This is a genomic window from Parahaliea mediterranea (assembly GCF_003402235.1).
Lineage (GTDB): Bacteria > Pseudomonadota > Gammaproteobacteria > Pseudomonadales > Halieaceae > Parahaliea > Parahaliea mediterranea.
Genome location: NZ_QEWO01000005.1, coordinates 186344 through 203764 on the forward strand (window position 1 = coordinate 186344; position 17421 = coordinate 203764).

At 67.0% G+C, this 17421-nt stretch carries 18 protein-coding genes; 9 read left to right on the plus strand and 9 right to left on the minus strand.

The window, feature by feature from the left end; all coding sequences use genetic code 11:
• Window positions 1-18: 18 nt before the first annotated feature.
• The 5 genes from DDZ17_RS15740 to DDZ17_RS15760 all read right to left on the minus strand — a co-directional run bounded on the left by DDZ17_RS15740 (window position 19) and on the right by DDZ17_RS15760 (window position 6067).
• Window positions 19-1503: an aldehyde dehydrogenase gene (locus DDZ17_RS15740; RefSeq protein WP_116367922.1), complete on the minus strand. Its 1485-nt coding sequence runs from the start codon at window positions 1501-1503 to the stop codon at window positions 19-21.
• A 39-nt stretch (window positions 1504-1542) separates the two neighbouring features.
• On the minus strand, window positions 1543-2418 hold the full coding sequence (locus DDZ17_RS15745; RefSeq protein ID WP_116367923.1) for a dihydrodipicolinate synthase family protein: 876 nt from the start codon (window positions 2416-2418) through the stop codon (window positions 1543-1545).
• 112 nt (window positions 2419-2530) lie between these two features.
• Window positions 2531-3508 (minus strand): ornithine cyclodeaminase family protein, encoded by a 978-nt coding sequence (locus tag DDZ17_RS15750; RefSeq protein ID WP_116367924.1) that lies wholly within the window; start codon window positions 3506-3508, stop codon window positions 2531-2533.
• A gap of 4 nt (window positions 3509-3512) precedes the next feature.
• Complete coding sequence (locus tag DDZ17_RS15755) at window positions 3513-4562, minus strand: proline racemase family protein (protein ID WP_116367925.1); 1050 nt, start codon at window positions 4560-4562, stop codon at window positions 3513-3515.
• Window positions 4559-6067, minus strand: a complete 1509-nt coding sequence (locus tag DDZ17_RS15760; RefSeq protein ID WP_116367926.1) for a peptide MFS transporter — start codon at window positions 6065-6067, stop codon at window positions 4559-4561. Before DDZ17_RS15760 ends, DDZ17_RS15755 begins: the two co-directional genes overlap by 4 nt.
• A gap of 122 nt (window positions 6068-6189) precedes the next feature.
• Between DDZ17_RS15760 and DDZ17_RS15765 the strand changes: the two genes are divergently transcribed.
• Both DDZ17_RS15765 and DDZ17_RS15770 read left to right on the plus strand, forming a co-directional pair.
• The gene (locus tag DDZ17_RS15765; RefSeq protein WP_116367927.1) at window positions 6190-7467 is read left to right on the plus strand and encodes an NAD(P)/FAD-dependent oxidoreductase; all 1278 of its coding nucleotides are present in this window, start codon (window positions 6190-6192) and stop codon (window positions 7465-7467) included.
• 40 nt (window positions 7468-7507) lie between these two features.
• On the plus strand, window positions 7508-8989 hold the full coding sequence (locus tag DDZ17_RS15770) for an amidohydrolase family protein (protein WP_116367928.1): 1482 nt from the start codon (window positions 7508-7510) through the stop codon (window positions 8987-8989).
• A 69-nt stretch (window positions 8990-9058) separates the two neighbouring features.
• On the opposite strand, the gene DDZ17_RS15775 is transcribed toward DDZ17_RS15770, so the two are convergent.
• Complete coding sequence (locus DDZ17_RS15775; protein ID WP_157976679.1) at window positions 9059-10003, minus strand: peptidylprolyl isomerase; 945 nt, start codon at window positions 10001-10003, stop codon at window positions 9059-9061.
• Window positions 10004-10148: 145 nt separating this feature from the next.
• Between DDZ17_RS15775 and DDZ17_RS15780 the strand changes: the two genes are divergently transcribed.
• Window positions 10149-11015: a GntR family transcriptional regulator gene (locus tag DDZ17_RS15780; RefSeq protein ID WP_170150227.1), complete on the plus strand. Its 867-nt coding sequence runs from the start codon at window positions 10149-10151 to the stop codon at window positions 11013-11015.
• Window position 11016: 1 nt separating this feature from the next.
• On the opposite strand, the gene DDZ17_RS15785 is transcribed toward DDZ17_RS15780, so the two are convergent.
• Together DDZ17_RS15785 and mutY are read right to left on the minus strand one after the other, a co-directional pair.
• Complete coding sequence (locus DDZ17_RS15785; protein WP_116367930.1) at window positions 11017-11289, minus strand: oxidative damage protection protein; 273 nt, start codon at window positions 11287-11289, stop codon at window positions 11017-11019.
• Between the two features lie 36 nt (window positions 11290-11325).
• Entirely contained in the window at window positions 11326-12393 is a 1068-nt protein-coding gene (gene mutY, locus DDZ17_RS15790; RefSeq protein ID WP_116367931.1) for an A/G-specific adenine glycosylase, read from the minus strand.
• Window positions 12394-12649: 256 nt separating this feature from the next.
• Between mutY and rnk the strand changes: the two genes are divergently transcribed.
• From rnk to hisF, 6 genes are all read left to right on the plus strand, one after another.
• Entirely contained in the window at window positions 12650-13153 is a 504-nt protein-coding gene (rnk, locus tag DDZ17_RS15795; protein WP_241505915.1) for a nucleoside diphosphate kinase regulator, read from the plus strand.
• Between the two features lie 103 nt (window positions 13154-13256).
• Window positions 13257-14024, plus strand: coding sequence for a glucose 1-dehydrogenase (locus DDZ17_RS15800; protein WP_116367932.1), 768 nt, complete (start codon window positions 13257-13259; stop codon window positions 14022-14024).
• 177 nt (window positions 14025-14201) lie between these two features.
• On the plus strand, window positions 14202-14795 hold the full coding sequence (gene hisB, locus DDZ17_RS15805) for an imidazoleglycerol-phosphate dehydratase HisB (RefSeq protein WP_116367933.1): 594 nt from the start codon (window positions 14202-14204) through the stop codon (window positions 14793-14795).
• A 6-nt stretch (window positions 14796-14801) separates the two neighbouring features.
• On the plus strand, window positions 14802-15467 hold the full coding sequence (hisH, locus tag DDZ17_RS15810) for an imidazole glycerol phosphate synthase subunit HisH (protein ID WP_116367934.1): 666 nt from the start codon (window positions 14802-14804) through the stop codon (window positions 15465-15467).
• Complete coding sequence (hisA, locus tag DDZ17_RS15815; RefSeq protein ID WP_116367935.1) at window positions 15461-16195, plus strand: 1-(5-phosphoribosyl)-5-[(5-phosphoribosylamino)methylideneamino]imidazole-4-carboxamide isomerase; 735 nt, start codon at window positions 15461-15463, stop codon at window positions 16193-16195. The genes hisH and hisA overlap by 7 nt, the downstream gene beginning before the upstream one ends.
• 2 nt (window positions 16196-16197) lie before the next feature.
• Window positions 16198-16971, plus strand: a complete 774-nt coding sequence (gene hisF / locus DDZ17_RS15820) for an imidazole glycerol phosphate synthase subunit HisF (RefSeq protein ID WP_116367936.1) — start codon at window positions 16198-16200, stop codon at window positions 16969-16971.
• Between the two features lie 54 nt (window positions 16972-17025).
• Here hisF and DDZ17_RS15825 read toward each other — a convergent pair whose 3' ends face one another.
• A complete protein-coding gene (locus DDZ17_RS15825) occupies window positions 17026-17418 on the minus strand; it encodes a VOC family protein (RefSeq protein WP_116367937.1) in 393 nt (130 codons plus the stop codon).
• Window positions 17419-17421 lie beyond the last annotated feature (3 nt).

Sequence of the window (17421 nt, forward strand, 5' to 3'; positions counted from 1 at the left end):
TTCTCCGTCGTGCAAGACTTACTGGGCGAACCAGGTGGTCTTGGTTTCCAGGTACTGCTCGAAGGCTTCCAGGCCGTTGTCCTGGCCGCCAAAGCCCGACAGTTTGTAGCCGCCGAAGGGAGTGGCGATGCTGCCTTCGGAGAAGCAGTTGACCGACACGGTGCCGGCGCGGATGGCGCGGGCCACGCGGGTGGCGCGGCGGATGTCGGCGGTGTAGAGCGATGCCGCCAGGCCGTAGTGGGTGTCGTTGGCAAGTTTGATGGCCTCTTCCTCGGTGTCGAAGGTGGTCACCGCCAGTACGGGGCCGAAGACTTCTTCGCGGAACAGGGTCATGGTGGGCTGCACGCCGTCGAAGATGGTGGGCTCTACCACCATGCCGGCGCCGAGGTCGGGGGTGCCGCCGCCGTGCACCAGCTGTGCGCCTTCGGACTTGGCGGTGGCGATGTGGCCGGCCACCTTGTCGAAGTGAACCTTCTCCACCATGGGGCCGATCATGGTTTCCGGCTCCATCGGGTTGCCGACTTTCCAGTCCGCCAGCTTGGCCTTCAACAGGCCCAGCAGTTCGTCTTTGCGGCTGGTGTGTACCAGCAGGCGCGAGCCGCAGCTGCAGTTCTCGCCCATGTTCCAGAAGGCCGCCGACAGCACGTCGTCCACGATCTCTTCCAGCGAGTATACGTCGTCGAAGATAACCTGCGGGCTTTTGCCACCGCACTCCAGCACCACGCGCTTGAGGTTGCTTTTGGCGGCGTACTGCAGGAACAGACGGCCCACTTCGGTGGAGCCGGTGAAGGACAGCACGTCCACGTCGGGATGCAGGCCAAGTGGCATGCCGGTTTCCTCGCCAAGGCCAGTCACCACGGTGAGGGCAGCGGCGGGCACGCCGGCCTCGTGGGCCAGTGCCACCATGCGGCAGGCGGACAGGGAGGTCTGCTCGGCGGGTTTGACGATGACCGAGTTGCCCACCGCCAGGGCCGGGCCAACCTTCCAGGCGAACATTTGCGCCGGGAAGTTCCAGGGCAGAACCGCGCCCACCACGCCGGCGGCTTCCTTGGTGATGAGGGCCAGGGCCTCGGGGCCGGTGGGGGCGATTTTGCCAAACAGTTTGTCACTGGCCTCGGCGTACCAGCGGCAGGTGTTGATGGTCTCGGGAATGTCGGTGTTCAGGCACTCGGTGATGGGCTTGCCGGCATCCACGCAGTCCAGGGCCGCCAGTTCGTCGGCGTGCTGCTCCATCAGGTCGCACCAGCGCAGCAGTACCGCCTTGCGCTCGCCGGGCTCCAGGGCGGACCATTCGCCGCCTTCAAAGCAGGCGCGGGCGGCGCTCACCGCGGCGTTCACGGTGGCTTCGTTGCCCCGGTACACACTGCCGATCAGGCTGTTGTCCCAGGGGTTGCGGTTTTCCAGGCTGGCCTCTGACGGGCGGTAGCCCGGCACCATGGCGCTGGCGCTGAGTTCACCGGCGCTGGCGCCTTCGAAGACGGCTTTGACGCTGTCGCTGAGCATGGGCTTTCTCCTTAATCGGCAGTGTGGGTGGTGGCTGGATCAGTTCAGGGCGGCTTTCAGGGCAGCCAGAAAGTCGTTTTCGTCGTCCTTGCTGATGGGCAGCAGGGGCGCGCGGATGGCGCCGGCCTCGATGCCGAGGTGGCTGACGCCCAGCTTGGCCTTCTGATTGTAGTCGCCGCCCTCGGCGTTCTGGATCACCGGCAGCAGGCGGGCCATGATGGCGCGCACGCGCTCGTGATCACCCGCCACGGCGGCCTGGTGCATGGCCACGTGGTCGGCGGCCAGGTAGTTGGCGCAGCCGCCAATCCAGGAGCGGGCGCCCCAGGCCAGGTAGTCGGCGCCCTGGTCGTCGGAGCCGCACACCACCTGGAAGCCGTCAAACTCGGTGTTGAGCAGGGTCAGGGCGCGGCTGAAATCGCCGCTGCTCTCTTTGATGCCCACGATGTAAGGGTTTTTGGCCAGTTCGATGACGGTGTCCACGCTAATCTCCACCCCGGAGCGGGCGGGGAAGTTGTACATCACAATCGGCATTTTCACGGTGTCGGCCAGGGTCTGGAAGTGGCGCACAATTTCGTGCTGGCCGGGCAGGCAATAGATGGGCGGCGCGGCCATCAGGCCCTGGTAGCCGAGCGCTTTGGCCTGTTCGGCCTTGGCGATGGAACCTGTGGTACTCATGTCGTTGACGCCGGCCAGCAGGGCGGCGCGCTCGCCCACGGTCTCGGCCACATAGCGCAGCACGCCTTCGCGTTCCGCCTCGCTCAGGGCGTAGTACTCGCCGGTGGTGCCGCAGGTGACGATGCCGGCCACGCCGGCGCCCAGCAGGTGCTCCAGCAGCTGGCCCAGGGCGTCGTAGTTGACCTCGCCAGCGCTGTTGAAGGGGGTGATGACCGGAACCAGAATGCCGTCGATATTCATGCTGCTATCTCCAGATAAAAAGGGTGGGGCGCCAGGTGATGGCCGGCGCGGAACAGGCTATGCCGCCCATAATATGTTTTTTGTGTGCAAAGTCAAATTAATGCGGCGCACCTTACGGCTCCCCCTGCCCGGCTGCCCTGGCGACCAAAACGCGCCAGGCCTGGCTGGCCACGGCCAGATCTTGCACGGCGTTGCCCACTGACTTGAAGAAGCTCACGCCCTGACCGGCCGCTGGCAGGGGGCGCAGGCCGGCGCACAGCTCGCCCAGTTCGGCGTAGATGTGCTGCTCGCCAATGGTGCCGCTGGCCACGGCCTGGGTGATGTCGCCGGCCTCCGCCAGGCAGGCGCTGCGCTGGTCGGCCACCAGCAGGGCGCGGGCCACGGTGGCGGGCGGCACCTCGGCCATGCCCTTGTGGTAGGAGCCCACGCCGTTGATGTGCACTACCGGCCCCAGGTTGGCATCGGCAAAGACCGGCGCGCTGGCGGAGGTGGCGGTGCATATGAGGTCCGCCTGTTGTAGCTCGGCCGGGTCGCTGGCGGCGCGCAGGGGAAAGGGGTAGTGGGCCGACTGGGCCCTGGCAAAGGCGGCGGCGCGCTCGGCACTGGTGGCGAACACCACAACCTCCTGCAGCTCGCGCACGGCGGCCATGGCCTGCAACTGGGTCACCGCCTGGTGGCCCGCGCCAAACAGGGCCAGCCGCTTGGGGCCGGGACTGGCCAGCAGGTCGGTGGCAAGGCCGGCGCCGGCGCCGGTGCGCAGGGCGGTGACGAACTCGGCATCAAAGGCCGCCAGCGGCACGCCGGTGGGGGCGTCGAACAGGGTGAACACGGCGTGCAGGCGCGGCAGGCCCCGGGCCGGGTTGGAATGGTTCACGCTCACGGTCTTGACGCCATAGTGGCCACTGGCCGGCAGGTACACGGGCATGACCAGGGCGCAATCGCCGCCCTCAAGCGGCATATTGGTGCGCAGGGGCACGGCGGCCTCGCCCCGGGTCAGGCTGGCGAAGGCGCCGCGCATCAGTTCGATGGCGTCCGCCATGCTGACGGCGGAGGCGATGGCGGCGGCGTCGTAAAAGGGAATCTGAGACATGGGCTTAACGGATGAAAAAGCCGTGGGCCAGCGGGTCCGCCGGGTCGATCAGAAACTCGTGGCGGCCGGTGATATGGGCCTGTCCCTCCACCTCCGGCACGATGGCGGCGTGGCCGCAGTAGTCCAGGGTGCTGTGCACCGCGGCGCGAAAGCGGCTGCCGATGATGCTCTCGATTTGCAGGGATTCGCCGCAGGCCAGCTCACCCCGGGCGTGGTGGATAGCCACCCGGCCGCTGACCCCGGTGCCGGTGGGGCTGCGGTCCAGTTCACCGTCGGCAAAGATGCAGACATTGCGGCTGTCGGCGCCCTCGCCCCGGGGCGCGTCGATGAAGATGGTGCCATAGAGAAAGCCCAGGGCCGCATCCTCCGGGTGCTGGATGGGGCGGCTGTCCATCACCGCCTGCTTGATGGCGCGGCCGGCGGCGATCAGGGCGGCGGCGTTGTCGGGGCCGGTGTCCAGGCCCAGTTCGCGGGCGTCCACATAGGCGTAGTAGGCGCCGCCGAAGGCCAGGTCGTAGCGCACGGTGCCAAGGCCCGGCACGGCGACCTCCGCATCCAGCTCCACCACGTAGGAGGGCACGTTGTGAAAATACACGCTGGCCACCCGGTTCTGCTCGATGCGCGCGTAGGCGGTGATGCGCCCGGCCGGGGAGTCGATGCGCAGGCAGGTTTGCGGTGCCTGCATCGGCAGCACGCCGGTGTCCAGCAGCGCGGTGGTGGCGGCGATGATGCCGTGGCCGCACATGCTGCTGTAGCCCTCGTTGTGGGTGAAGATCACGCCAAAATCACCGTCCGGTGTGGTGGCCTCGGTGACAATGCAGCCGTACATGTCCGCGTGGCCGCGGGGTTCCCAGACGGTGGCGCGGCGCAGCGTGTCCAGCTGTTCGCGGCAGTGGGCCTGCTTGTCCAGAATGCTGGTACCGGGGATGTCGCCGTAGCCGTCCAGATAGATGCGCAGGGGCTCGCCGCCGGTGTGGGCGTCCAGGCAGCGTACCCGCCGCCAGTCGGCGGGGGGCTGCCAGGTGAGGGGGATCAGCAGTTGTGTCGGGTTCATGGGGTTCCTTCTGGCGTCTGGGCCGGGGCTGCGGCGGGGCGCAGGCGGCGATAGATTGAGGGTAGCAGCAGGGCGGCGGTTGTTCCCGCCGCCAGCAGGCCAAGTTGCAGGTACACGGTGGCGTAGCCGTCGATGCTGGCGGCATCACCGGCGCCCTGGCTGGTGAGCCCGGCGATCAGCCCGGCGGTGAAGTTGCCGGCGGAGATGGCGAGGAACAGCACCCCCATCATGAAGCCGCAGTAGCGCAGGGGGCTGAGGCGGCCGACCATGGACAGGCTCACCGGCGACAGGCACAGCTCGCCGGCGCTGAGCAGGGCGAAGTTGAGCACCAGCCAGGCCAGGGCAATGCGCCCGTCGCCGCCTTCCAGCGCAATGCCCAGCGCCAGCAGCAAAAAGGCGCTGCTGAGCAGGCCGATGGCCAGGCCGAACTTGCCCCGGGTGCCGGGCTCGCGGCCCGCGGCCGACAGGCCCAGCCAGAGCTGGCTGATCAGGGGGGCGAACAGGATGACAAAAATGGCCGGCAGGGCCTGCAGAGAGGCGGCGGGAATCTCCACCCCGAACACCACCCGGTCCACCGAGCGGTCGGCAAACAGGTTCAGCGAGCTGCCCACCTGCTCGTAAAAGGCCCAGAACACAATGGTGACGAGGATCAGCGCCCCGCAGGTCAGCAGGCCGCGCCGCTCGTCGGGGGTGCAATAGCGAAAAGCCAGCACCAGCAGGGCGCCGGCGGCCAGCAGGCCCGCGCCGCCCAGCAACTGGCCCACCGCTTGTTGGTAGTGCAGGGCCAGCCACACCACGGCAACCAGTGCCGGCGCCGCCAGGTAGGCGCCCACCAGACCCCTCCGCGTGCGGGCGGGGGATTCGCACAGCCCGCGAAAGTGGCGCTGGCCGCGCAAAAACACCAGCAGCCCGAACAGCATGCCGATGCCGGCGAGGCCAAAGCCGTAGCCCCAGCCATAGGTTTGCCCCAGCCAGCCACACAGCAGGGGCGCCAGGGCGGCGCCCAGGTTGATGCCCATGTAAAACAGGGTAAAGCCGGCGTCGCGGCGGCGGTCGTGGGGCGGGTACAGGGCGCCCACCAGATTGGAGATATTGGTTTTCAGAAAGCCGACGCCGGTGATGATCAGCGCCAGCGACAGGAAGAAGCCGTTCAGGTACAGCGCATCGCGCACCACGCCCTCGCCGTTGGTGGCGGGGCTGGCGGCGGGGCCCTCGAACACCATGCCAAAGTGCCCCAGCACCAGCAGGATGGCGCCCAGCTGCACCGCCTGCCGCGCGCCCAGCCAGCGGTCGGCAATCACCCCGCCGATCACCGGCATCATGTACACCAGCGCGGTGTAGGCGCCGTACAGCAGGTAGCCTTCGCGGTCGCTGAACAGGAAGTGCTGGGTCAGGTAGTAGATAAGCAGGGCGCGCATGCCGTAGTAGCTGAAGCGCTCCCACATCTCCACCGCGAAGCAGGTGGCCAGCCCCGGCGGGTGCTGGCGAAAGGGGTTTAGTGTCACGCGGCGGGCCTGCGCTGCTGCACTGTGCTTGAATTGCCTGAAGGCATCGTGATAATGTCCGCTCTAATTTGTTTTTGCGCACAATAAATACTTGTTGCTGCGCTGTCAAACGCGGGGGCCGCATGGCTGAAATGCAACAGGATACGGTGGTCATTGGCGCGGGTGTGGTGGGCACCTGCATTGCAGAGCGCCTGCAGCACGAGGGCGGCAAGGTGCTGCTGCTGGATCGCGCCGGCATCGGCGAGGGCTGCTCCAGCGGCAACGCTGGCCACTTCGCCACCGACGTGGTGCTGCCCTTGGCCAATCCCCAGACTTTGCTGGGCCTGCCGAAAATGATGCTCGACCCAATGAGCCCCCTGAGCCTGCGCTGGTCCTACCTGCCGCGCATGGCGCCCTGGCTGCTGCGCTTTGCCCTGGCTGCCCTGCCGGGCCCGGCGCGGCAAACCACCCTTGCCCTGCGCGCGCTGAACAGCCGCTCCATCGAGAGCTTTGAGCGCCTGCTGGACCGCACCGGCCTGCGCGCCATGATGGTGCAGCGCGGCGCCATCACCGTGTTTGAATCACCCGACAGCCAGCGCGCCTATGGCAAGACCCTGGCGCTGCTGCGCCAGCACGGCGTAGTGGTGGAAGAGCACGATGGCGCCGCCCTGCGAGACCTGGAGCCGACCCTGGGCAGCGCGGTACACAGCGGGCTGTTCTTTCCCAACACCGCCCACACCGTGAACCCCCTGCGCCTGACCCGCGAGCTGGCCCGGCACTTTGTGGCCAATGGCGGCGAGGTGCGCAGCGGCAACAGCGGCGCGGTTGAGTCACTGGCCCTGCGTGACGGTGGCGTTGCGCTGCGCCTGGCCAGCGGAGAAACCCTGCACGCGCGCCAGGTGGTGCTGGCGGCGGGGGCCTTCAGCGCCCGCCTGCTGAAGCCACTCGGCTTGCGGGTGCCGCTGGATACCGAGCGCGGTTACCACCTGATGCTGCCGCAGCCGGGGGCGGGGCTGTCGCGCCCGGTGACCTCCCACGAGCGCTCCTTCGTCATGACACCGATGGAGGATGGCCTGCGCCTGGCCGGCACCGTGGAACTGGCGGGCCTTGAGGCCGAGCCGGACTACCGCCGCGCCGACATTTTGCTGGATCACGCGCGCCACCTGCTGGGCAATGTGAGCGGCGAGGGCGCCACCCGCTGGATGGGCTTTCGGCCCTCCCTGCCGGATTCCCTGCCAGTGATTGGCGCCGCCCCCGGCGCGCCGCAACTGCTGCTGGCCTTTGGCCACCAGCACCTGGGGCTGACCCAGGCGGCGGTCACCGCCGAGCTGCTTGGCGACTTTGCCGCCGGGCGGCGCACCGCCTTTGACATCAGCCCCTACCGCATCGAGCGCTTTGGCGGCGCCCGCCGGCTGGCCTGACAGGCCGCCTCCCACCCGATAACAACGACGGAGACCAACCATGCGAATAACCCGACTGCCCCTGGCACTGACTGCGGCGGCGCTGCTGTCCTGGACCGGCGCCGCCCTGGCCGAGCGCCTGGCCATCGTCGGCGCCACTGTGATCGACGGCAACGGCGGCAAACCCCTGAGCAACGCCACCCTGGTGGTGGACGGCGAGCGCATTGCCGCCCTCGGCGCCGCCGGCGACGTGGCGGTGCCGGACGATGCCCGGGTGATCGACGCCAAGGGCAAATACCTGGTGCCCGGCTTTATCGACAGCAACGTACACGCCTCGGTGTATGGCAACTCCCGTCGCCGGGAAACCGTCACCAAGTACCACCACCGCAGCGAGGAGCTGATCGAGGAATTTGTGCAGCTGCAGCTCAAGCACGGGGTGACCACCATTCGCGACAGCTACGGCGCGCTGATCCCGCTGATGGCGGTGCGCGACCGCATTGCCCGTGGCGAGGCCATCGGCCCGCGCATGCTGGTGGCGGGCAATATCCTGGGCTGGGGCGGCCCCTTCTCCATGACCTTCTCGCTGATGCAGGAGTCCGAGCTGACCCTGTTCCAGCAGCAGTGGAACGACTACATCGCCCAGGGGGTGGGCGAGGAGCTGCTGGACATGGAGCCGGCGGAGCTGCGTACCGCGGTGGATAACTACCTCGACAAGGGCCCCAACTTCATCAAGTACGGCGGCACCAGCCACTTCAGCACGCCGTCGCTGATCGGCTTTTCGCCGCGCACCCAGAAGGTGATTGTGGATGCCGGCCACGCCCGCAACCTGGTGGTGGAAACCCACTCCACCAGCCCCGAGGGCCTGCGCATGTCGGTGGAGGCGGGGGTGGATTTGGTGCAGCACCCGGAAATGCTGACCCGCGAATATTCCGACGACCTGCTGGCCCTGGTGGCCAAGAGCGGCACCCTGTGCGCCATGCGCCCCAACGTGTATACCGGGCCCTCCTGGCAGGCGCACCTGGCCCAGCGCAAGGCCGCCCAACAAGCCCAGGCCGAGATGCCCGCGCCGCGCACCTCGGCGGAGCAGCGCCAGCGGGCGGCGGACGCGGGCCGCTGGCTGCAGATCCAGCGCGATAACGCCGTGCGCCTGATCGAGGCCGGCTGCCCGGTCACCATTGCCACCGACAACTACCAGGGCAGCGCCCCGGAGTTTCGCAAAACGCCAAAGGCGCAGAACCAGGAGCCCGGCATCGGCAGCCTTATTGCCATTGAAGGCCTGGTGGAGCTGGGCATGAGCGAGGCCGAGGCCCTCGTCGCCGGCACCCGCAACGGCGCCCGCGCGGCGCGCATGCTGGATGACATCGGCACCCTGGAAGTGGGCAAGGTGGCGGACATGGTGCTGCTGGACGCCAACCCGCTGCGCGACATCAGCAACATCCGCAAGCAGGCGGCGGTGATCGCCCGGGGCCGGGTGATCGACACCGCGGCGCTGCCGGAGCAGGCGATTTTCTCCGCCCCGGCGGGCGATTTGATGGACCACTAAAAAGGGAGCACCTCCCCCACCATCCCTTGGTCCAGCTGGCCGGGGCGGCCGCTCGCCGCCCCGGCCTTTTTATTGCAGGCGGGTGGGTACGCTCACGGCGCAGGCATCGACATAGTCGGGGGTTTCGACAAACCACGGCTCCGGCCGGTTGCGTCGTGCCGCCACTAGCTCGGCAAAGCTGGCGGAGCCGGTGTCCATCACCTGGATGTCCAGCCGCTCACTGGCCGGTACATCCGCCGCCACCTGCAGGCGCAGGATGGGGTTGCGGCGCTCCTCGGCCAGGGTGCCGTAGAGATCGCTGCGGGAGCGGTTGAGCTGCTGCATCACGTCCATGCCGTGCACCACGCGGCCAAACACGGTGACGTTGCGGTCCAGGTAGCGGGGGGCGTGGCCCAGCACCACATAGAACTCGGTGCCGCCGCTGTCGGGGCTGTCGTCCCGGGCCATGGCGAAGGCCGCCGGGCAGTGGATCAGCCAGGCCTCGCCAGTTGCCGGGTCGAAGGCGGCGGGCAGGCCGTCCACAAAGCCGGTGCGCGGGGCGTAGCTGTCCGGGTCGGGCAGAAAGGTGAAGTCCCCGGCGGCGACCGCCGTTGTGAAGCGCTCGCTCTTCAGCTGGCGCTGGCCGGCGCCGGTGTCGCGCTGTTTGCTCTGGTCGCCGCCCTGGGCCACAAAGCCCTCGACCACCCGGTAAATGCTGAGGCCGTCGTAAAAGCCCTCCCGCGCCAGGGTTTTAATGTTGGCGCTGTGGGCCGGGGCAAAGCGCGGCGCCAGCTCAATCACCACCCGCCCCTGGGGCAGGTCCAGGTAGAGGGTGTTCTGTGCAGCCAGGCTGCGCCAGGCGCTGGCCGGCGCGTTCTCGATAATCTCGTAGGGCGAGCGGGGGCTGGCCGGGGGCTGGTCGGGCGCCTGGCCCTGGGCGTGAGCCATGGGGTGAACCAGGGGGTTAACCAGAGCGGCGCCACACAGCAGGGCGGCAAAAGCGCCGCGCAGAAGGTGGATGGGGGTACTTGGCATTGTTGGCTTACTCCTCTTTATAATCGGGCCAGAAGAAACAGAGAGAGCAGCATAAGTTGATTTTGCATCCAAAGGCAAATAATAGGCAGGAAGATCGCGCAGCGCGGCGTGAGTGTTTGCGCTGCGCCTCAGGGAGAGCGGCACCGTGACCATCGCGGAACAGATCAAGGCCGACCTGGCCACCCACCTGCGCCAGGGCGACAAGGCGCTGCCCTGCAAACTGACCCTGGACGCCCTCGCAAAGCACTACGGCGTGAGTATGACGCCGGTGCGCAACGCGGTGGAGGACCTGGTGCAGATGGGCGCCATCCAGCGCCTGGAGAATGGCCGCCTGGCGCCGGGCCGGGTCAGCAGCCGTACCCTGGCCACGCTGGTGCGCCAGCCGTCGCTGGCCGGCAACCGGCAGAACCTGGAAGAGGCGGTGCGCCGGGAAGTGGTGCAGCGCTCCCTGCGCCAGGACGGTGAGTTCCTGCGCGAGCAGGCCACCGCCGAGCAGTTTGGCACCGGGCGCACCGCAGTGCGGCAGATATTCTCGCGCCTGGCCGGGGCCGGCATGCTGGAGCATGTGCCCCGTCGCGGCTGGCGGGTCAAACCTTACAAAAAGGAAGACACCCTGGATTACCTGGTGGTGCGGGAGTCGCTGGAGCTCAAGGCGATGGACCTGGCGCGGCCGCGCTTCGTGCAGGAGGAGCTGGAGTTGCTGCTGGCGGGCAACCAGTCCGGCAAGGGCAGCGCGCCGCGCCTGGATGACGCCCTGCACGACTACTGGATTGACCGCTGCGGCAATCGCTACATCCAGGAGTTCTTCGACCGCTACAGCGTGTTCTACAACACCCTGTTCAATTCGGCGGTGCGCGACGATGCCACCCGCCACAGCATGGCGGTGGAACACTGCGAAATTGTCGAGGCCCTGCTGGAGAAAGACTGGCGTGGCGCCCGCCGCGCGCTGTCACATCACATCGGCGACCAGCAGGACAACGTGGAGCGGATGATCGCCGCCCTGCGCGACTGATTTACTCGCTGGGCGGCACGTAGCCTTCGGCCTGGTCGTAGTCCTCGCCGGAGAAGAACTTGTCCATCTCGCCCTGCAGGTATTTGCGCGCCTGTGGGTCCACCAGGCTCAGCTGTTTCTCGTTGATCAGCATGGTCTGGTGTGCCTGCCATTCCTGCCAGGCCTGTTTGGAGACGTGCTCAAAAATATCCTGCCCCTTGGGGCCGGGGTAGGGCGGCGCGTCCAGGCCTTCCAGTTCCTGTTGGTATTTGCGGCAAAAAACAGTGCGGGACATGGGTTTGATCCTGAATTGGTGCGCTCGCGGGAGCGGTCAGAGGCTGGCCAGCAGTCTGGCCACCGGGGCGGCAAGGCCCACCCGGGCGGGTTGCGCCCTGTTATACCAGAGCTGCCCGTCACTGGCCATGATCGCCGCCGGCGTGGCGGGCAGGTGCGCCACCACCGGGGTAATGTCCAGGTGGTAGTGGCTGAAGGTGTGGCGGAAGGTCTGCCCCGGGCTGAGTGATAGGGGCGCCAGGCCCCACAGGTCCAGGCAGAGGCGCTCGCATTGCCCGCTGCCCTCCAGCTCCGGAAAACACCACAGGCCACCCCAGATACCGGTGGCCGGGCGCTGCTGCAGGTACACCTCGCCGCTGGCGGCCACCGCAATCAGCAGGGTGGTCTGCTTTACCGGCAGGGCCTTTTTGGGTTTGCGGCCGGGGTAGTCGGCCTGCCGGCCACTGGCCAGGGCGGCGCAGTCACTGGCCACCGGGCAGTCGCTGCAGCGGGGTTTGCCGCGAGTACACAATGTGGCGCCCAGATCCATGATGGCCTGGGTGTAGTCGGCGCTGCGCGCGGCGGGGGTGAAGTCATCGGCCACCTGCCACAGGCTGCGGTGTACCGCCGTTTGCCCGGGCCAGCCGTCGATGGCCTGGTGCCGGGCCAGCACCCGCTTCACATTGCCATCCAGAATCACCGCGCGCTGGCCGAAGGCGATGCTGACAATGGCCCCCGCGGTGGAGCGGCCGATGCCGGGCAGCGCTTCCAGCGTATCGACACAGGCGGGGAAGCTGCCGCCGTGTTCGGTGCAGACCTGCTGCGCCGCCCGGTGCAGGTTGCGCGCCCGGGCGTAGTAGCCAAGGCCCGTCCACAGGTGCAGCACATCATCCACTGGCGCTGCCGCCAGGGCCTGCACGGTCGGGAAGGCGGCCATAAAGCGCTCAAAGTAGGGAATGACGGTTTTCACCTGGGTCTGCTGCAGCATAATCTCCGACACCCACACCCGGTAGGCGCTGGTGTCGCGCTGCCAGGGCAGGTCGTGGCGGCCGTGGCGGTCAAACCAGCGCAGCAGTCGGTGGGCAAAGTCGGTGGTGGGTGGGGTCACGGTGCGGCGGGTGTTCATCCAGTGGTGGGCGGGGACGGTAACCGCCAGCGGCGCCCCGGGTCAACGCCTGCCTGGCCAGCGCACGCAGCGATTTACAGCCGGCCGACAAGTTTCCGGTGGAGGGCTTCAAGTGGCGGGCTTTCAAGCCAGGGGGCTTCAAGCTAGGGGCCTTAGATGAAGGGGCTTCCCTTACGCCGCACTTGGTGCGATGCTGGCGCTTCGGCCATTCGCGCCGAACAACCAGCGGCCCCCTGCGGGCCAGTAACCATTCCCGATGCGCACAGACCCACGGCAGCACCGCTGCCGCGCCGGCGCTCGGGGCGAGCAAATACACGGCGCCATGGGCGCCAAAGGTGATGTCATCATGCAGATCAAGCCCGCGATTACGGTTTCTTCCCTCGATGTCGAGCGGCTGGAGCGCCTGATGGCCACCCATGAGGTAGCTGCCCTGCCGGGCATAGATGCCCTGCAGGCAGAATTGGATCGCGCCGATGTGGTGGAGCCTGCCGAGGTACCCGCCACGGTGGTCACCATGAATTCCACCGTGCGCTTTCAGGAGCTGTCCTCCGGCAAGGAATTCTGCCGCACACTGGTTTACCCCGGTGGCGGCGAGGCCGCGGCCGATACCATCTCCATCTTCGCGCCGGTGGGCAGCGCCCTGCTGGGGCTCAGCGAGGGCGACGAAATCAACTGGCCCAAACCCGGTGGCGGCGAACTGCGGGTGCGCATTGTCAGTGTGCTGTATCAGCCAGAGCGCGCCGGCGAGCTGCACCGCTAGGCAGCTTGCACAGAGGCCGTCGCGGCGATAATCCATTTGGGGGAGGCTGAACCGCCACGGTAGCGCTACCCTCAGCGCTTTTTTGATGATGGAGAATAAGACCATGGCAAGACTGGAAGGCAAAGTTGCCCTTGTAACCGGGGCCGCCCGCGGCATGGGCGAGGCCACCGCGCGGCTGCTGGTGGAGCAGGGCGCAAAGGTGGTGCTGGCGGATATCCTCGATGAGGTGGGCCAGAAAGTGGCCGACGACCTTGGCGACGCCGCCATCTACGTGCACCTGGATGTGACCGACAAGGCCCAGTGGCAGGCCGCCGTAGAGGCCGCCGGCCAGCTTGGCCCCCTGAACGTGCTGGTGAACAATGCCGCGGTGCTGATCCACAAGAGCATCATGGACACCACCGAGGACGACTTCATGTTCGTCACCCGCATCAACCAGCTCGGTGTGTTTTTGGGCATGCAGTCGGTGTTCGAGGCAATGAAGGCCGCCGGCGGCGGTTCCATCATTAATATTTCCTCCATCGACGGCCTGCAGTCCAAAAACTCCCTGCTGGCCTACACCGCCAGCAAGTGGGCGGTGCGCGGCATGACCAAAACCGCGGCGCTGGAAATGGGCAAGTACAACATCCGCGTGAACAGCGTGCACCCGGGTGGCGTGTACACCGACATGCACGGCAAGGATTTCATGACCCGGGAACAGGCCGACGCAAGCTACAGCTGGCAGGCCCTGCCGCGGGTGGGCATGCCCGTTGAAGTGGCGGCGGTCACCGCCTTCCTCGCCTCCGACGAGGCCAGCTACAGCACCGGCTCTGAGTTCAAGGTGGACGGCGGCTGGAACGCCGGCGCCATCAACGAGATGCTGCCGCAGCTCTGAGTCCCGCGTGCCCCCGCCCGGCGGGGGCGCACTTTCATTCGCAGCCGGCCTGCAACACACACCCCTGGCAGCAGGGGCATATTCCCGCGGTAACGTCCTGTCGGGCCGGCCCGCTTTTGCTATAATCGCCCGCCTTTTTTGGCAAAGCTGCCCGCAATCCCCGGATTGGAGATCACAATGGCCGAGCGCAAGGCAACGGTTAGCCGCAACACCCTGGAAACCCAGATCACCGTTACGGTGAACCTGGATGGTTCCGGCAAGGCAAAATTTGATACCGGTGTGCCCTTTCTGGAGCACATGATGGACCAGATCGCGCGTCACGGCATGATGGACATCGATGTACACGCCAAGGGCGATAACCACATTGATGATCACCACACGGTGGAAGACATCGGCATCACCCTCGGCCAGGCCTTTGCCCAGGCGGTGGGCGATAAGAAGGGCATCCTGCGTTACGGCCATGCCTATGTGCCGCTGGATGAGGCCCTGTCAAGGGTGGTGGTGGACTTCTCCGGCCGCCCCGGCCTGGAATTTCACGTGCCCTTTACCCGCGCCGCCATCGGTGCCTTCGATGTCGATCTGTTCATCGAGTTCTTCCAGGGTTTTGTGAACCACGCCCAGGTTACCCTGCACGTGGACAACCTGCGCGGCCACAACAGCCACCACCAGGCCGAGACGGTGTTCAAGGCCTTTGGCCGCGCCCTGCGCATGGCCCTGTCGGTGGACCCGCAAATGGCCGGCATTACCCCCTCCACCAAGGGCGTGCTGTAAACCGCCATGGCGCTGGAAGAAAAAGCACAGCGCGTTGCAGTCATCGACTATGGCATGGGCAACCTGCACTCGGTGGCCAGCGCCCTGGCGCATGTGGGCGCCGGTGAGGTGCAGGTCACCTGTGATCTGGACGCCATTCGCGCCGCCGACCGGGTGGTGTTTCCGGGGGTGGGCGCCATTCGCGACTGCATGGCGGAAATCCGCCGCCTGAAATGCGACGAGCTGCTGGCGGCGGCCCTCACCGAACAGCGCAAGCCGGTGCTGGCCATCTGCGTGGGCATGCAGGCCCTGATGAGTCGCTCGGAAGAAAACGGCGGCGTGGACTGCCTGGATATCATCCCCGGCCAGGTGCGGCACTTTGGCAGCGCGCAAACCGGTGCTGGCGGCGAGCGCCTCAAGGTGCCCCACATGGGCTGGAACGAAGTGAAGCAGAGCGCTGGCCATCCGCTGTGGGCCGGCATTGCCGACAACAGCCGCTTTTACTTCGTCCACAGTTACTACGTGCACGCCGACAACCGCGACCTGCAGGCCGGCGCGCTGCACTACGGGGTGGAAGCCGACGCCGCCCTGGCCATCGACAACCTGTTCGCCGTGCAGTTTCACCCGGAAAAGAGCCACACCGCCGGGCTGCAACTGCTGCGCAATTTCCTGGAGTGGAACCCCGCATGCTGATCATCCCCGCCATCGACCTGAAAGACGGCCAGTGCGTGCGCCTGCGCCAGGGCCTGATGGACGATTCCACCGTGTTCTCCGACGATCCGGTGGCCATGGCCACCCGCTGGGTGGAGGCCGGTTGCCGCCGCCTGCACCTGGTGGATTTGAACGGCGCCTTTGCCGGCACCCCGGTGAACGGCGAGGTGGTGACCGCCATTGCCGCGGCCTACCCGAAGCTGCCCATCCAGATTGGCGGTGGCATTCGCGATCTGGACACCATCGAGCACTACGTCAAGTCCGGGGTCAGCTACGTCATCATCGGCACCAAGGCAGTGAAGGAGCCGGCCTTCGTGGGCGAGGCCTGCCGCGCCTTCCCCGGCAAAGTCATTGTGGGCCTGGACGCCAAGGATGGCCTGGTGGCCACCGACGGTTGGGCGGAAGTGTCCAGCGTGCAGGCCACTGATCTCGCCAAACAGTTCGAGAGCGACGGCGTGTCTGCCATCGTCTACACCGACATCGCCCGCGATGGCATGATGCAGGGGGTGAACGTGGAGGCCACCGTGGCCATGGCCCGCGCCTCCGCCATTCCGGTGATTGCTTCCGGCGGCATCACCAACATGGATGACATTCGTGCCCTGAACGCTGTTGCCCACGAGGGCATCTGCGGGGCCATTACCGGCCGTGCCATTTACGAGGGCACTCTCGACGTGGCCGAAGCGCAAAAGCTCTGCGACGAGGCGGCGTAAAGGTGGGCCTCGCCAAGCGCATCATTCCCTGCCTGGACGTGGACAACGGCCGGGTGGTGAAAGGCGTGAACTTTGTCGGCATTCGCGATGCCGGCGACCCGGTGGAAATCGCCCGTCGCTATAACGAGCAGGGCGCCGACGAGATTACCTTTCTCGACATCACCGCCAGCCACGAGGGCCGCGACACCACCGTGCACACGGTGGAGCAGATTGCCGAGCAGGTGTTTATCCCCCTCACCGTGGGTGGTGGCATCCGCAGCGTGGACGACATTCGCACCATGCTGAACGCCGGCGCGGACAAGGTCAGCATCAACACCGCCGCCATAGTTGACCCGGAGCTGGTGCGCCGCGCCTCCGAGCGTTTCGGCGCCCAGTGCATCGTGGTGGCCATCGACGCCAAGCGGGTGGCTGATGTGGACGGCGCGCCGCGCTGGGAAATCTTCACCCACGGCGGCCGCAAGCCCACCGGCATCGACGCGGTGGCCTGGGCAGTGAAAATGGCGCAGCTGGGCGCTGGCGAAATCCTGCTCACCAGTATGGACCGCGACGGCACCAAGAACGGTTTTGAGCTGGGCGTTACCCGCGCCATCACCGATGCCGTGGACATTCCGGTGATCGCCTCCGGCGGCGTTGGCAACCTCGACCACCTGGTGGAGGGTATCACCCAGGGCGGCGCCGACGCCGTACTGGCAGCGTCTATCTTCCACTTCGGTGAGTACACCGTGCCCCAGGCCAAGGCCTACATGGCGGAACGCGGCATCGAGGTGCGGCGCTAGCGGCCGCCGGTCGGAGGAGCGCCTGCGGCTCGTGCCACAGGCGCGTTGCGGGCCTCAGCCCGGGCGGTAAATGCCACAGATCTTGTGGCCGTCCGGGTCCAGGAAATAACACAGGTGCATGGTGCCCATGGAGCCTTCCCGGGGGCCGGGCGGGTCTTCCACCGCCGTTGCGCCATTGGCCAGGGCAACCTCATGGAATTCCTTCAACTGCTCTGGTGAATGGCAGACAAAGCCGATGGTGGAGCCGTTGGCCACCGTGGGCGGTTTGCCGTTGATCGGCTCGGTAACACTGAAGTTGGACCCGTTGTGGATGTAGAACAGGCGCGTCTGGCCGGTGTCGTTGACATGCACCATGGGCTCGCCCGCCCCGAGCACGCCGAGCACGGCATTGTAGAAGCGCTTTGACCTTTCGATATCGCTGGACCCGATCATGACATGGTTGAGCATGGC

Coding starts and splice junctions, on each gene's coding strand:
- DDZ17_RS15745 (WP_116367923.1), bottom strand. CDS start 2,418: ATGAATATCGACGGCATTCTGGTTCCGGTCATCACCCCCTTCAACAGC.
- mutY (WP_116367931.1), bottom strand. CDS start 12,393: ATGAACACCCGCCGCACCGTGACCCCACCCACCACCGACTTTGCCCAC.
- rnk (WP_241505915.1), top strand. CDS start 12,650: ATGCGCACAGACCCACGGCAGCACCGCTGCCGCGCCGGCGCTCGGGGC.
- DDZ17_RS15750 (WP_116367924.1), bottom strand. CDS start 3,508: ATGTCTCAGATTCCCTTTTACGACGCCGCCGCCATCGCCTCCGCCGTC.
- DDZ17_RS15825 (WP_116367937.1), bottom strand. CDS start 17,418: ATGCTCAACCATGTCATGATCGGGTCCAGCGATATCGAAAGGTCAAAG.
- DDZ17_RS15800 (WP_116367932.1), top strand. CDS start 13,257: ATGGCAAGACTGGAAGGCAAAGTTGCCCTTGTAACCGGGGCCGCCCGC.
- DDZ17_RS15775 (WP_157976679.1), bottom strand. CDS start 10,003: ATGCCAAGTACCCCCATCCACCTTCTGCGCGGCGCTTTTGCCGCCCTG.
- DDZ17_RS15785 (WP_116367930.1), bottom strand. CDS start 11,289: ATGTCCCGCACTGTTTTTTGCCGCAAATACCAACAGGAACTGGAAGGC.
- DDZ17_RS15755 (WP_116367925.1), bottom strand. CDS start 4,562: ATGAACCCGACACAACTGCTGATCCCCCTCACCTGGCAGCCCCCCGCC.
- DDZ17_RS15765 (WP_116367927.1), top strand. CDS start 6,190: ATGGCTGAAATGCAACAGGATACGGTGGTCATTGGCGCGGGTGTGGTG.
- DDZ17_RS15770 (WP_116367928.1), top strand. CDS start 7,508: ATGCGAATAACCCGACTGCCCCTGGCACTGACTGCGGCGGCGCTGCTG.
- hisH (WP_116367934.1), top strand. CDS start 14,802: ATGGCGCTGGAAGAAAAAGCACAGCGCGTTGCAGTCATCGACTATGGC.
- hisA (WP_116367935.1), top strand. CDS start 15,461: ATGCTGATCATCCCCGCCATCGACCTGAAAGACGGCCAGTGCGTGCGC.
- hisB (WP_116367933.1), top strand. CDS start 14,202: ATGGCCGAGCGCAAGGCAACGGTTAGCCGCAACACCCTGGAAACCCAG.
- DDZ17_RS15740 (WP_116367922.1), bottom strand. CDS start 1,503: ATGCTCAGCGACAGCGTCAAAGCCGTCTTCGAAGGCGCCAGCGCCGGT.